This is a genomic window from Streptomyces sp. NPDC003077, from assembly GCF_040611095.1.
Classification (GTDB): Bacteria; Actinomycetota; Actinomycetes; order Streptomycetales; family Streptomycetaceae; genus Streptomyces.
Genome location: NZ_JBEXNM010000118.1, coordinates 1 through 13,884 on the forward strand (window position 1 = coordinate 1; position 13,884 = coordinate 13,884).

Genomic DNA, 13,884 nt, shown 5'->3' on the forward strand with positions numbered 1-13,884 from the left:
CACCGTGCTGGCGATCGTATGGCTCGTCGGCACGAGCCCGTCGGTCAGCTTCTTCTGACGAGCCTGACGAACGGCCCCAATGGATTCCCTGACACTCATCAGCGAGGAAGTCCGCACCGCACTGGAGGAGCGGCGCCCCGTGGTCGCCCTGGAGTCCTCGCTGATCGCGCACGGTCCCGGATATCCGGCGAGCGTCGAGATCGCCCTGGCCCTGGAGAAGGCGGTGCGCGACGCGGGCGCCGTACCGGCGACCCTGGGGATCGCCGACGGCCGGTTCGTGGTCGGCATGGACGGCGACCTCGTCGACCGGTTCGGGCGCGCCGAGGGCATCCCCAAGGTCAGCGCCCGGGACATCGGCCCGGTGCTGGCCGGCGGCGGGCTCGGCGCCACCACCGTGGCCTCCACGATCGTGGGCGCGGAGCGGGCCGGCATCCCGGTGTTCTCCACGGCCGGGATCGGCGGCGTGCACCGGGGCGCCCAGCAGTCCTTCGACATCTCCGCGGACCTGCTGCAGTTCACCCGCAGCCGGATGACCGTGGTGTGCGCGGGCGCCAAGTCCATCCTGGACCTGAAGCTGACCGCCGAGTACCTGGAGACCGCGGGGGTCCCGGTACTGGGCTACCGCACGCGCTGGTTCCCGGCGTTCTACGTCCGCGAGTCGGACGTACCGGTGCCCCAGGTGGACGATCTGGCGCTGGCCGCGCGGGCGGTGCGGCTGCACTGGGAGGTCAACAAGGGCGGCACGGTACTGCTCACCGCGCCGATCGACGAGGCCGACGCGCTGGACGGCGCGGAGATCGAACGGGCCATCCAGGGCGCCCTGGAGGAGGCGGAGCGCGCCGGGGTGACCGGCAACGCGATCAGCCCCTTCCTGATGCGCGCGGTCGCCAGGGCCACGGCCGGCCGGTCCGGCGCCGCCACCCGCGCGGTGCTGATCAGCAACGCCCGGCTGGCCGGCGAGTTCGCCGTGGCGCTGAGCGCCGCGCAGACCCACGAGGAGGCGAGCTGAGGTGACGACGCTCGACAGCGACGACACCGCGCGGCGCGGCGGCCCCGTCCAGCGCGGCGTGATCTTCGATCTGGACGGCACGCTGGCGGACACCGCCGGGGCCATCACCGCCATCACGGCCGGCATCCTGACCGACATGGGCCGGGAGCCGGACGAGGCCGCGATCCGCGCCACCGTCGGCAAGCCGCTGGACCAGAACTTCGCCTACCTGCTGGGCCTGCCGCTGGACGCGGAGCAGGTCGGCGAGGCGATGGGCCTGTACCGGCGGCGGTTCGGCGACCATGTGCGCTCCGAGGGCCGCCGGCTGCTGTTCCCGGGCGTGGCGCCCGGACTGCTGCACCTGCGGGAGGTGGGCCGCAAGCTCGGCGTGGCCACCTCCAAGGTGCACGCCGCGGCCGTGAAGACCGTGCAGATCACCGGCATCGACGACATGTTCGCGGCCATCGCGGGCCACGACAGCGTGGCGCGCGGCAAGCCGCACCCGGACATGGCGCTGTACGTGGCCGACCGGCTCGGACTGGCCCCCGAGGAGTGCGTCGTCGTGGGCGATGGGCTCGCCGACATCGAAATGGGCCTGGCCGCCGGCATGGCGACGATCGGGGTCTCGTACGGCGTCGCGACCGCCGAGGAACTGGTCGCGGCCGGCGCGCACACCGTCGTGGACAGCTTCTGCGCGGTGGTGGACGCGGTGCTGGCCGGCGTCGTGATCGCGGCGTGAGACGACGGCCGGCGGCCCCGGAGGGGGCCGTCGGCCGCCCACCCCGCGCCATATGTCCCTATTCCTTCGTCACCGCCTACCCATCGATCCCGTACATCCCTCCCGACCAGCCGTCCCAGGGGCGGCGAGAAGGACGACCACCGATGACAGCAGCCGATCCCGCCACCCGGGCGCTGATGGTCCGGATGACCTACGGCTACATGACCTCCCAGATGATCCACACGGCCGTGGAGTTGCGGATTCCCGAACTCCTGCGCGCCGGACCGCGGCGCAGCGACGAGCTCGCCGCGCTGACCGACACCCACCCCCCGTCGCTCTACCGGCTGCTGCGGTCGCTGGCGACGTTCGGGGTGCTGCTGGAGACGGACCCGGGGCGGTTCGCGCTGGCGCCGGCCGGCACGCCGCTGGACCCGTGCGCCGAGGGCGGCATCGACGCCATCACCCGCCTGTTCTGCGGTGAGCAGGTGTGGCGCTCCTGGGGCCGGCTGGCGTACAGCATCCGCACCGGCCGGGCCGCGTTCGAGGCCGTGCACGACCGCGACTTCTACGCGTACGTGTCCGAGGACAGCGACTTCGCCCGCACGTTCCGCGACGCGATGGCGGAGAACGCCTCGTTCGAGGCGCCGTTCATCGTGGCCGCGCACGACTTCGGGCAGTACCGGACGATCGTGGACGTCGGCGGCGGGGACGGCACGCTCCTGTCCGCCGTGCTCGCCGAGCACGAGAAGGTGCGCGGCATCGTCCTGGAGACGCCCGCCATGGCGGACGTGGCGCGCGAGCGGATCGCGCGGGCCGGGCTGGCCGAGCGGTGCGAGGTGGTCGCGGGGGACTTCTTCGACGCGGTGCCGGACGAGGGCGACGCCTACCTGATCAAGAGTGTGCTGCACAACTGGGACGACGAGCGCTGCGTGGCCCTGCTGCGCAGTTGCCGGGCCGCCATGGGCCCGCAGGACCGGCTGCTGGTGCTGGAGCCGGTCCTGCCCGCCACGGCGCGGGCGGCGACCTGCGTGGAGACCGCGTTCAGCGATCTGAACATGCTGGTGCTGACGGCGGGCGGGTTCGAGCGGACCGAGGAGCAGTTCCGGACCGTGTTCGCCGCGGCGGGGTTCGAACTCGCCGGGATCGGCGAGCCGATCGAGGCCACCGACTTCCGCGTGGTGCAGGCCCGGCCCGCGGGTACGGGGTCGTGATGCCCACAGGGAACCTCGCGCGCGCCACGGCCCGCGCCCCGTGGCGCGCCCTGGTGGTGCACAAGTACGGCGGCACGTCGCTGGCGGACGTGGACCGGGTGCGGCACGCGGCCGGCCGGGTGGCCGCCGTCGCGGCCGGACAGCGGGTGGTGGTCGTGGTGTCCGCCCAGGGGGACACCACGGACCGGCTGCTGGCCCAGGGGTGCGCCTTCGACGTGCCGGACGGCTCCCGGGAGATGGACCAGCTCCTGGCCACCGGGGAGACCGCCTCCGCCGCGCTGATGGCCCTCGCGCTGCGCGAACGCGGCCTGGAGGCCGAGTCGTTGACGGGCGCGCAGGCGGGGGTGCGCACCCATGGACGGCACGGGGCGGGAGTCGTCGACCGGCTCGCCCCCTCGCGCGTGCACCAGTTGCTGGGGCGGCGGGCCGTCCCCGTCGTCACCGGCTACCAGGGCGTCGACGAGCGGGGCGACACGGTGACGCTGGGCCGCGGCGGCTCGGACACCACGGCGGTGGCGCTGGCCGCCGGGCTCGGCGCGGACCGCTGCGAGATCTACACCGACGTGCCGGGCGTCTTCAGCGCCGACCCCCGGATCGTGCCCGCGCCCCGCCTGCTGCCCCTCGTCCCGGTGGACGTGATGGCCGAGATGGCCTTCACCGGCGCCCGGGTGCTGCACTCGCGCGCGGTCGAGCTGGCGCAGACGCACCAAGTCACCACCCACGTACTGGGTGCCGCGACGGAAGGACCCGGAACCGTGATCCCCACCGACATGCCCTGCCCGGAGCAGCAGGAGGACCTGATCCGCGCGCTGGAGACGGCGCCCGTCGTCACCGCCGTCACCCACGACCCGGACGTCTCCCGGGTGCTGGTGCACTGCGCCGGTTCCGGGCGCGACCCGGCCCCGGAGGTGCTCTCGCTGCTGGCGGAGTACGGGTTGCCGGTGGACCTGGTGGCCCGCTCGGGTCCCTACGAGGACGAGTTCCGGATGGGTTTCGCGACCCGGCGCAGCGAACTGGCCCGGGTCCGCCGCCCGCTGGAGCGGCTGGTCCGCGAACTGGGCGGTGAGGTGCGCTTCCAGGGCGAGGTCGGCAAGGTCACCGTGGTGGGGACCGGGCTGCTGAACCGGCCGGAGGTCACCGCCCGGATGCTCACCGCGCTGGCCGCCTCGGGGACGCCGACGACCTGGATCCACACCTCGCAGGTCCGCACCTCGGCGCTGGTGCCGCAGGACCGGCTCACGGACGCCGTGCGGGTGCTGCACACGGCGTTCGGGCTGGACCTGACGGAGGAGACGGACCCGGCGGCGGAACCCGCGCCCGAGATCGCCAGGTAAAACCGGCTCGCCGAAAAACCGCGCGCCGCCTGCCGACTCCCCTTCGGGGGCACGGGGAACGGCGGGACCGCCTCGGGGGTGGCGGTCCCGCCGTTCATCCTGCGCGGCGCGGCCTTCGAGCCGACCGACCGTTGGGTGCCCGGCCCCCGTGGGGACGCGCCGCGCGGGGTTCACGCCTGGGCCGGTTCGGGGCCGTCGCCGGGCGTGTGGTGGGTGGCCGTCCCTTCGGGGGCCTTGACGGTCGCCGCGTCGGGGACGGCGCTCGCGGCGGCCGTGCCCTCGGGGTCGGGGCCGGACGCGCCGGCCTCCTGGCCGTCCGGGACGGGTCCGTCGTGGGCGCCGCCGTCGCGGGGCAGCAGGAAGGTCAGCAGCGCGACGACGCCGAGCAGGCCGACGTTCCACCACAGGCTGCTCTTCATCGCCGCGTCGTAGGTGTGCAGCCGGGCCTCGTGGGCGGCGTCGCCCAGCGCCTTCCCGGCGGGGGCGCGGAGGTCGGCGGGCAGCGCGGTCACCAACCGGTCGCAGCCGGCGGGGGCGCGGCGGACGTCCGGGTGGTCCATGCTCCGGTCGTGGCAGCGCGCGAAGCCCGCGACCAGCCGGTCCTGCGCGGGGCCGGTCACCGAGGCGGCGGTCAGGTCGGCGCGCAGTCCGCTCTCGGCGGCGCGCGCGCCGGTGCCGGCGTGTCCGCTGACGGCGCCGAAGAAGATGACGCCGATCACCGCGACACCGGCCACCGATCCGGTCTGCATCACGGCGTTGAACACGCCGGAGGCCGCGCCCGAGTCGGAGGGCGGCACCTTCAGGAGGCTGACGTTGGTGGCCTGCGCCATCACCAGGCCCATGCCGAGGCCGCCGACGAGCTGGGCCGGTATCAGGTGCCAGCCGCTGAGGCCGGTGCCCGCGAGCTGGAGGGTGAGGATCAGCAGGAGCAGGCCCGCGACCATGCCGAGCGCGCCGAGGGTGACGACGTGCCGGCTGGGCCGGAGCCCGGCGTTGCTGACGAAGATCGCCGCCATCGTCACGCCGATCGGCCACGGCAGGCTGGTGACACCGGCGGCCAGCGCCGTGAAGCCGAACCCCTGCTGGAGGAAGAGGGTGAAGATCAGGAAGTAGCCGATGATGGCGGTGAGGAAGGTCAGCATGACCACCAGGCCGGCGGAGTAGCCGCGCCGGTGGAACAAGGACAGCGGCACCAGCGGCGAGCCGTCCTTGGCCTGCTTGCGCCGCTGCCACAGCACGAAGAGCACGATCAGCGGCAGCGCCACGCCCATCAGCAGCCAGCCCCACGTGGGCCAGTGCAGTTCCCGCCCTTGCAGCAGCGGGTACAGGACGGCGAGCAGCGCGGCGGTGATGAGGGCGACGCCCAACGGGTCGAGTTTCAGGCTGTGTTCGCTCTTGCTCTCCGGCAGCACCTTGACGGCCATGACCAGGGCGGCGATGCCGACGGGCACGTTGACCAGGAAGATGGGCCGCCAGTCGAGCCCGAACAGGTCGGCCTCCAGCAGGATTCCGCCGAGGATGGGGCCGCTGACGTTGGCGGTGCCGGCGATCATCCCGTACAGGACGAAGGCCCCGCCGCGCCTGGCCGGCGGGATGGTGGCGGTGATGATCGACAGCACCTGCGGCACCATCATCGCGGCCATCGCGCCCTGCACCACCCGGGCGGAGATGAGCATCCCCGGGGAGACCGCGAGGCCGCAGGCCGCGGAGGCCAGCGTGAAGCCCGTCATGCCGATGAGGAACAGCCGTCGGCGGCCGAAGATGTCACCGAGCCGGCCGCCGGTGATGAGCATCAGGGCGAAGGGCAGGGTGTAGCCGATCAGCGACCACTGGATCGCCGAGTAGGAGGCTTTCAGGTCGGTCTGGATGGCGGGGATGGCGACGTTGACGATGTTGGCGTCCAGGACGTCCACGAAGATGGCGACGAGGACGACCACCAGGATTCCGCGGTGGTGCGTGCCGCCGGTCCCCCGCTCACCGGCCGCCGCGGGCCCCGGAGCGGGCGCGGCGGCGGTCGAGTCGATACTCATGAAGCTGTGTCCTTCCGAGGACAGTCGCTGTATCTTAGTTTCTAAGCTAATTAGACCGTGAGGGATGTGCAAGGCACTTGGGCGGGAACACGCACCACACCGGCAGCCCGCGTCGGCGGGAACTGACACGCTCGATCTACCAGGAGGCCCGTACGACGGCGACCCGGCAGGCCCTGGCCGACCAGGCGGTCGCCGCCCGGCTCGGCATCGGCGGCACCGACCTGCTGTGCCTGGGCGTGCTGGACCACATGGGCCCGCTCACCGCCGGCCGGCTGGCCGAGCTCACCGGCCTGACCACCGGCGCCATCACCGGCGTCGTCGACCGGCTGGAACTGGCCGGGTTCGCCCGCCGCGCCAAGGACCCGGCGGACCGCCGGAAGGTCGTCATCCACCCCGTGGACGCGCAGCGGGCCAAGGTCGGAGCGCTCTACACGCCGGTGCTGGACGCGCTGGACACCTGGTGCGCCCGGCACTCGGACGAGGAGCTGGAGATCGTCCTTGACTACCTGCGGTCCTTCGGCGAGGTGCTCCCCGGACTGGCCGCGGCCCTGCGGCAGGAGGCGGCGGGCCGCCCGCCTTCCTGACGAACCGTCACATCGGCGCCGCGCGAAGTCGTTGACGGTTTCACGGCCGGACACGCCGTCCCACGTGCGGCGTTCCGGCCGCACCGATCGGCCGCGCCGGCCCCGCGGGAGACGATCCGCGCACCCGGCGGGCATCACGCGATCACGTGATGCCCACTCCCGTAGCGCTTGGCAGGGTGTGAGAAGGGGTCATCACCCCGTACATCCTCCCTCGCCACAGGAGTGCGTATATGAGCAGCCACCAGAGCACGGCCGGCCGACCGGCCCATCCGGTACTGATCGTGGGAGCCGGGCCGGTCGGTTCGACCCTGGCCCTGGAACTGGCGCGGCACGGCGTCCCGGCCCTCCTCGTCGAGCAGCACGCCGCGCCCTCCCTCCACCCCAAGATGGACTTCGTCAACGGCCGCAGCATGGAACTGCTGCGGCGGCTGAACGTCACGGAGGAGATCCGGGAGCGCGGGGTGCCCGCCGACTGCACCTTCAACTTCCAGTGGTACCGGTCCCTGGACGAACCACCGGTCTCCGAATGGATCGCCCCGTCCGTGAGCGACACCTTCAAGGGCATCGCCGACCACAACGACGGCACCAGCCCCTTGGAGCCCCACCAACGGCTGCCCGGCAACGCCCTGGAGGAACTGCTGCGCGCCAAGGCCGACGGTCACCCGCTGGTCGAACTGCGCGCCGGGACCGCCTTCCGGTCCCTGGTCCAGGAGGCGGACGCGGTGCGGGCCACGCTCACCGACATGACCACCGGTGAGGAGTACACCGTCCGGGCCCGGTACGTCGTCGGCTGCGACGGCGCGAACAGCGCGGTGCGCCGCTCCGCGGGCGTCCCCGTGCGGGTCACCGGCCCGGAGACCGACCACTGCGACGTGTACTTCCGCAGCTCCGACCCCCGGCTGCGCCCGTACGGCCGGTACTTCCTGGCCATCGCCGCCGGCGGCGCCACGCTGGTGTCCCGGGACGAGCAGGACACCTGGACCGCCTTCTTCCCCGTCCTGGAGGACACGGACTTCGACCGCGACCCGATCGGCGTGCTCAGCCGCCGGCTGGGCACGGACATCACCGCGGACGAGATCCTCAAGGTCACCCGGTGGCGCGGCCGGATGGCGGTGGCCGAGCGCTACCGCGCGGGCTCCGTCTTCCTCGCCGGCGACGCGGCGCACGAGTTCTACCCGATGGGCGGACACGGCGCCAACACCGGGCTCGCGGACGCCGTGGACCTGGGCTGGAAGCTGGCGGCGGTACTGGGCGGCTGGGGCGGGCCGGGCCTGCTGGACTCCTATGAGAGCGAGCGCCGCCCGGTCGCGCTGTTCAACCGGGAGATGTGCTTCAACCTCCTGGAGGTCTGGCGCCGCTTCCCGCAGCTCGTCGCCGACGGCGCCTCCCCCGGCCACCTGGCCGGCTTCCTGGCGCAGGAGAAGTACCAGATCCACAACTCGGGCATCCACTTCGGCTACCACTACGGCGATTCCCCGGTGGTGGTCCACGAGGAGCGGCCGGACGGCATCCCCGTCCGTCCGGCCGCCCGGACGAGCCCGGCGCACGAGCCGAACGACACCGATGCGCCCCTGTGGTCCTGGAGCGGCATCGTCCCCACCACCCGGCCCGGCTCCCGCGCGCCGAGCGTGTTCCTCGCGGACGGCTCCCCGCTGCTGGACCTCCTGGCCGAAGGGTTCACCCTGGTCGACTTCTCCGGGGCGGCGCGCGGCCGGGGCGTTCTGGAGGCCGCGGCGCGGCGGTCCGTTCCGGTGCGGCACGTCCGCGTCAACGACCCGCTCGCGCGCCGGGTCTGGGGCCGCGACCTGGTCCTGGTCCGGCCGGACCAGCACGTGGCCTGGCGCGGTGACGCCCCGCCGGCGGACTGGGGCACCGTCCTGGACGCCGTACGCGGCCACCGGCCGACGGCGCCCGCGACCGGGACGTCCCCGACGCCCCGATAAGGCCCGCCGCCCGGGCCCCTCGCCGGTCCGGCGCCGGGGCCCGGCACCCACCACCGCGCGAGGTGATCCTCATGCCCACCAACCATCCCGATCCCGCTCCCGACCGAACCGGCTCGCCCCCCGGCCGACCCGGGACCACCCCCGGCCGTCCCGATGCCACTCCCGGCCGGTCGGGCCACACCCCCCGCCGTCCCGACCCCGCCTCCGCACACCCCCGGCCCGACCCCGAACACCCCCGCCCCGCCTTCGACTTCCACGTCCGCCTGCGCCCCACGGCGGGGGCGGTGGCCGACCTGCTGCGCGCCATGGACGCCCACGGCATCGGCCGGGCGCTGGTGTGCGCGGGCGGCACCCTCCCGCCCGCGCGGATCTCGCGGCAGGTCATCGAGGGCGGCGGCACCACGGAGGACGCCGACAACGGCGCCGTGCGCGCCGCCTGCGCGGCCCACCCCCGGCGCCTGGTGCCCTGCTACTTCGCCAACCCGCACCGGCCGGTGGTCGCGTACCGCGCGGCGGCCCCCAACTTCCGCGCGGTGGAGGTCTCCCCGGCGGTGCACGGCGTGCCGCTGGCCGATCCGCGCACCGACGCGCTGGTCGCGGTGGCGGGCGAGGTGGGCCACAGCGTCTACGCCGTGTGCCTCCAGCAGGAGGGCTCCGGCGTCGCCGACCTGGCGCGGCTGGCCGCCCGGCACCCCGAGGTGACGTTCGTGCTCGGCCACTGCGGCATCGGCAACATCGACCTGTACGGGCTCACGCTCGTCCGCGACCTGCCCAACGTCCTGGTCGAGACGTCCGGCGGCTACACCCTCGTCCTGCGCGCCGCGCTCGCCGAACTCGGCCCGGACCGGGTGCTGTTCGGTTCGGAGTACCCGCTCCAGGACCCCGCCGTCGAACTGGCCAAGTACGCCGTGCTGGGGCTGCCCCCGGACATGCTGCGCGGGGCGCTCGGCGACAACGCCCGGCGCGTCCTCAAGGAGCCGGCCGCCCGGAGGTGAGCCCCCGGGCACGCGCGGCGGCGCGGGCCTGCGACCGGGCGGCGGCGCGGTCGCCCGGGTCCCCGCCGCACCACGGCTTCCGGGCCGGGCCCGCCCCGGTCCGGGGCGACCACCGCACCGGAAGCCACCGGTGCCCCGTCCTCCACACCTCACGGAGTTCCCATGACCGAGCCCCTGCCCCGACTGGGCGAGTGGAACAGCATCGACGAACTGCTGGAGAGCCAGGACAAGCCGCTGGCCCGGACCCTCTCCTGGGCCGCCCGCTCCCCCTTCTACGCCGCGCGGTTCGCCTCCGCCGTCCCGCCCGCGACCCGTGAGGAGCTGGCCGCGCTGGCGCCGACCACCAAGCAGGACCTGCGCGACGCCTACCCCTTCGGCCTGCTCGCGGTGCCCAAGGAGAAGCTGGCCACGTACCACGAGTCCAGCGGCACCGCCGGGCAGCCCACCCCCTCGTACTACACCGAGGAGGACTGGACCGACCTGGCCGAACGGTTCGCCCGCAAGCACGTCGGCATCACCCCGTCGGACACCCTGCTGGTCCGCACGCCCTACGCGCTGCTGCTGACCGGCCACCTCGCCCACGCGGCGGCCCGGCTGCGCGGCGCCACCGTCGTGCCCGCCGACAACCGCTCGCTGGCCACCCCGTGCTCGCGCGTGATCCGCGCCCTGCACGACCTGAAGGTCACCCTCACCTGGTCGATGCCGACCGAGTGCCTGCTGTGGGCGGCCGGCGCGCGGGCCGCCGGGTACGACCCGGGCACCGACTTCCCGGCGCTGCGCGCCCTGTTCGTCGGCGGCGAGCCGCTGACCCGGGCGCGCCGGGAGCGGATCGCCCGGACGTGGAACGCGCGGGTGGTGGAGGAGTACGGGTCCACCGAGACCGGCAGCCTGGCCGGGGAGTGCCCGCAGGGGCGGCTGCACCTGTGGGCGGACCGGGCGCTCTTCGAGGTGTTCGACCCCGCCACCGGCGCCTTCTCCGCCGAGGGCGCGGGCCAGCTGGTCGTCACCACGCTCTACCGGGAGGCCATGCCGCTGGTCCGCTACAACCTGGAGGACACCGTCGAGGTCTCCCACCGGCACTGTCCCTGCGGCTGGCACCTGCCCACCGTCCGGGTGCTGGGCCGCACCGCCTTCGGCCACCCCGTGCGGGGCCGCACGGTGACCCAGCACCGGCTGGAGGAACTGGTCTTCGGGCTGCCGGACGCGGACGAGGTGCTGTTCTGGCGGGCCCGCGCCGAGCCGGACGTGCTGCGCGTCCAGATCGAGGCCGCCCCGGACCGGCGGCGCGGCGCGGCGGACCGGCTGACCCGCGCCGTCGGCGCCGAACTCGGCGTGCCCGTACGGGTGGAGGCCCTGCCGCCCGGCTCCATCGTCCCCTCCGACGTGCTCGGCGCCATGCCGGACGTGGTCAAGCCGCGCAGCCTCTTCGGCCCGGACGAGGACTGGAGCAAGGCCCTGCTGTACCAGTGAGCGGGGGACGCGGCGGGCGCCCGGGGCCATGAAAGGTCCCGGGCGCTTCGCCGTCGCCGGAGATCCGGCCCAGGCGCGTATCGGTTCGCGGCCCCGGCTCCCCGTCCCCGGCCCCCGTCCCCCGGCTCCCGGCTCCCGGCACGGCGAAGCGCCCGGGGCTGCGGCGGTGGCCCCGGGCGCTCCATGTGACCGTGCGCGACGGCTACGGTCCGCTCACTTCTCGACTCACTCCTCAGCTCATTCCTCAGCTCATTCCTGAGCGCATTCCTCAGCCCGCTTCTCGACTCACTTCTCGATGCAGAACTCGTCGATCGGGTAGCCGACGTGCCGGTCCTCGCTGGGCAGGTAGCCCAGGACCTTGTCCCCCGGGCGCAGTTCGGTGCTGTTGAGCACCACGCCGCCGGGGCCGAGCACGCGGACGTGCCAGTCGTCCTGGAGGATCAGGTTGACCGGCTGCCCGTTGGGGGCCACCGCGTCCACGGAGATCAGCGGCCGGGACTCGATCTTGACGCGGCCGACCGTCACCATCCGCGTCCGCCCCTTGATGTCCACGGCCATGACCTTGCTGCCCGACTGGAGCTCGCTGAGGTAGTTCGTCCGCTCGTCCTTGGACAGCGTGTAGGAGTGGATGGCGCCCGCGTTGACCCGGAACGGGCGGGTGGGCATGTACGGCAGCGGGTGGGTCTCGCTGACGCACAGGATCATGCCCTTGGAGTGCGAGCCGACGAGGATGCCCTCGTCCTCGCGGAAGTGCGAGCAGGTGTCCACGCAGGCCCGCTCGCCCATGCCGATGTGGGCGGTGCGGACGACCTCCAGTTCGGTGAGGTTCAGGTCGGGCACCTCGGCCTGGGCGGCGGCCTTGAGCTTGGCGGTCTCCCCCACGGCCGACGGGGCCATCATCACGCCGTCCGAGCCGTGTTCGAGGACCCCGAAGATGATGCGGGCCTCCTCGACGTCCTGCGCGATGGTCACCAGGTTGCCGGTGGACCGGGCGGCGGCGGCGATCACGATCTCCAACGGGATCTTCGTCGGGTCGCGGAACAGCAGCAGGCTCCACCGGTCGGTGCGCGCCGACTCGCACGCGTCCTCCAGCGTCGGCGCGTCGACGATCTCCACGAACCGGCCGAACTCCAGGTCCGGGTGCTTCAGGGACAGTTCGGCCGGGGTGACGCCGTGCCGCAGGGGATCGACGACGACCACGTCCGCGTCGCCGAAGTCCTCGGGCAGCGCGTCGCCGCCGGGGAAGAGGACCTTGGTCACGGTCGGCGGGAGCTGCGCCAGGTCCGCGATGTCGTCGGTGACGATGCCCTCGACCCTGTAGTGCAGTGCTTCTTGGACGACTGCCTCTTGGACGTCACCGAGGCCACGGATGTCCAGCCAGCTGAGCTTCACGGAAGAACCCTTTCGGGAGTACGGATGGGAGGTGCTGCGGAGGTGTCGCCGGACGGGTCCTCGTCGTGGATGAGGCCGGCCAGCTTGGCGGCCATCGCGCCCGGGTCGGGCGCCTGGAAGATGTTGCGGCCCATGGCGACGCCGGCCGCGCCGCCCCGGAGCACTTCCTCGACGTAGGCGACGACCTGGCCGTCGTCGTCCGCGCGCGGGCCGCCGACCGCGACCACCGGGACCGGTGCGGCGCGGGTGAGGTCGCGCATCTCGGGCACGGAGCCCACGTACATGGTCTTGACGAGGTCGGCGCCGAGGTCGGCGGCGAGCTGCACGGCGTGCGCGACCAGGGCCGGGTCCCTCGGGTTGTCGATCTTGGGGCCGCGCGGGTACATCATGGCGAGCAGCGGCACGTTCCAGCGGTCGCAGGCGTCCGCGACCGCCGCCAGGTCGGCGATCTGCCGCCGCTCCTCGTACGAACCGAGGTTGACGTGCACGCTCACCGCGTCCGCCCCCAGCCGCAGGCTCTCCTCGACGCTGGCGACCAGGTACTTGGCGTTCGGATCGGGCGCGTGCACGGTGCTCGCGCTCAGGTGCACGATCAGCGAGGTGCGGTGGAACCGGTCCGGCCGCACGGAACGCAGGCTGCCCTTGTGCAGCACCACGGCGTCCACGTGGTTCGCCGCGAGCTTCCCGACCAGGTCGTCGAGCCGGCCACCCCGGGTGACCGGTCCGTCGGTCACCGAGTGGTCGAGCGGGACGACCAGCAGGCGGTCGGCGCCCTCGCGGTACAGGCGCCGCAGCCGCAGCCGCCGCCCGAACGGGACATTGAGTGATTCAGCCATACCCTTCTCCTGATTTCCCCCGTGGAGAACCGGCCGGTCCGCCCACCCGTGCCGGGCACCCGCCCGGTACGGCTCGCGTCCGCCGGCTCTCGTCCGTCCGGCACTCCGTCCATCCGGCTCGGCCTTCCCGGGGGCTCGTACGGCGGACCTCCCCGCACGGTGGCCCTCAGCCTCCCGGGAACGGCCGCCCGGCCGCATCACGTCTTCTCGGGATGCCGGGCCGGCCCCGCGTACGCGGGAGGGGAGGAACGATCACCGCGTATACGGGAGGGGAGGCGGGCATGGCGCGCACGGCGGGGAGGCGCCCGCCCCGGAGCGGAAGAAAGGCGCCGGAGAGACGGGGCGGGAAGCGCCCGGACAAGACGGCGCCCGGCACTCTCCGT

The 13,884-nt window shown here is 73.7% G+C and carries 11 protein-coding genes; 8 read left to right on the forward strand and 3 right to left on the reverse strand.

What is annotated here, in order from left to right:
* Nucleotides 1-79 precede the first annotated feature (79 nt).
* From ABZX96_RS37075 to ABZX96_RS37090, 4 genes are all read left to right on the forward strand, one after another.
* Nucleotides 80-1,009, forward strand: coding sequence for a pseudouridine-5'-phosphate glycosidase (locus ABZX96_RS37075; RefSeq protein ID WP_355553772.1), 930 nt, complete (start codon nt 80-82; stop codon nt 1,007-1,009).
* 1 nt (nt 1,010) lies between these two features.
* The gene (locus ABZX96_RS37080; protein ID WP_355553775.1) at nt 1,011-1,727 is read left to right on the forward strand and encodes an HAD family hydrolase; all 717 of its coding nucleotides are present in this window, start codon (nt 1,011-1,013) and stop codon (nt 1,725-1,727) included.
* 143 nt (nt 1,728-1,870) lie between these two features.
* Nucleotides 1,871-2,917, forward strand: coding sequence for a methyltransferase (locus ABZX96_RS37085; RefSeq protein ID WP_355553778.1), 1,047 nt, complete (start codon nt 1,871-1,873; stop codon nt 2,915-2,917).
* A complete protein-coding gene (locus tag ABZX96_RS37090) occupies nt 2,917-4,251 on the forward strand; it encodes an aspartate kinase (RefSeq protein ID WP_355553781.1) in 1,335 nt (444 codons plus the stop codon). The genes ABZX96_RS37085 and ABZX96_RS37090 overlap by 1 nt, the downstream gene beginning before the upstream one ends.
* Nucleotides 4,252-4,421: 170 nt before the next feature.
* Here the strand turns inward: ABZX96_RS37090 and ABZX96_RS37095 are convergent, their stop codons facing one another.
* Complete coding sequence (locus ABZX96_RS37095; RefSeq protein WP_355553784.1) at nt 4,422-6,281, reverse strand: DHA2 family efflux MFS transporter permease subunit; 1,860 nt, start codon at nt 6,279-6,281, stop codon at nt 4,422-4,424.
* A gap of 77 nt (nt 6,282-6,358) precedes the next feature.
* Here ABZX96_RS37095 and ABZX96_RS37100 point away from each other — a divergent pair, with 77 nt between their 5' ends.
* From ABZX96_RS37100 to ABZX96_RS37115, 4 genes are all read left to right on the forward strand, one after another.
* Complete coding sequence (locus tag ABZX96_RS37100; RefSeq protein WP_355553787.1) at nt 6,359-6,865, forward strand: MarR family transcriptional regulator; 507 nt, start codon at nt 6,359-6,361, stop codon at nt 6,863-6,865.
* A gap of 230 nt (nt 6,866-7,095) precedes the next feature.
* The gene (locus ABZX96_RS37105) at nt 7,096-8,808 is read left to right on the forward strand and encodes an FAD-dependent monooxygenase (protein ID WP_355553790.1); all 1,713 of its coding nucleotides are present in this window, start codon (nt 7,096-7,098) and stop codon (nt 8,806-8,808) included.
* Between the two features lie 71 nt (nt 8,809-8,879).
* Nucleotides 8,880-9,803, forward strand: coding sequence for an amidohydrolase family protein (locus ABZX96_RS37110; protein ID WP_355553793.1), 924 nt, complete (start codon nt 8,880-8,882; stop codon nt 9,801-9,803).
* 162 nt (nt 9,804-9,965) lie between these two features.
* The gene (locus ABZX96_RS37115; RefSeq protein ID WP_355553796.1) at nt 9,966-11,273 is read left to right on the forward strand and encodes an AMP-binding protein; all 1,308 of its coding nucleotides are present in this window, start codon (nt 9,966-9,968) and stop codon (nt 11,271-11,273) included.
* A gap of 285 nt (nt 11,274-11,558) precedes the next feature.
* Here ABZX96_RS37115 and ABZX96_RS37120 read toward each other — a convergent pair whose 3' ends face one another.
* A complete protein-coding gene (locus tag ABZX96_RS37120; RefSeq protein WP_355553799.1) occupies nt 11,559-12,665 on the reverse strand; it encodes a 3-dehydroquinate synthase II in 1,107 nt (368 codons plus the stop codon).
* Complete coding sequence (locus tag ABZX96_RS37125; protein ID WP_355553802.1) at nt 12,662-13,501, reverse strand: 2-amino-3,7-dideoxy-D-threo-hept-6-ulosonate synthase; 840 nt, start codon at nt 13,499-13,501, stop codon at nt 12,662-12,664. Before ABZX96_RS37125 ends, ABZX96_RS37120 begins: the two co-directional genes overlap by 4 nt.
* Nucleotides 13,502-13,884 lie beyond the last annotated feature (383 nt).

Coding starts and splice junctions, on each gene's coding strand:
- ABZX96_RS37075 (WP_355553772.1), top strand. CDS start 80: ATGGATTCCCTGACACTCATCAGCGAGGAAGTCCGCACCGCACTGGAG.
- ABZX96_RS37115 (WP_355553796.1), top strand. CDS start 9,966: ATGACCGAGCCCCTGCCCCGACTGGGCGAGTGGAACAGCATCGACGAA.
- ABZX96_RS37105 (WP_355553790.1), top strand. CDS start 7,096: ATGAGCAGCCACCAGAGCACGGCCGGCCGACCGGCCCATCCGGTACTG.
- ABZX96_RS37125 (WP_355553802.1), bottom strand. CDS start 13,501: ATGGCTGAATCACTCAATGTCCCGTTCGGGCGGCGGCTGCGGCTGCGG.
- ABZX96_RS37090 (WP_355553781.1), top strand. CDS start 2,917: ATGCCCACAGGGAACCTCGCGCGCGCCACGGCCCGCGCCCCGTGGCGC.
- ABZX96_RS37085 (WP_355553778.1), top strand. CDS start 1,871: ATGACAGCAGCCGATCCCGCCACCCGGGCGCTGATGGTCCGGATGACC.
- ABZX96_RS37095 (WP_355553784.1), bottom strand. CDS start 6,281: ATGAGTATCGACTCGACCGCCGCCGCGCCCGCTCCGGGGCCCGCGGCG.
- ABZX96_RS37110 (WP_355553793.1), top strand. CDS start 8,880: ATGCCCACCAACCATCCCGATCCCGCTCCCGACCGAACCGGCTCGCCC.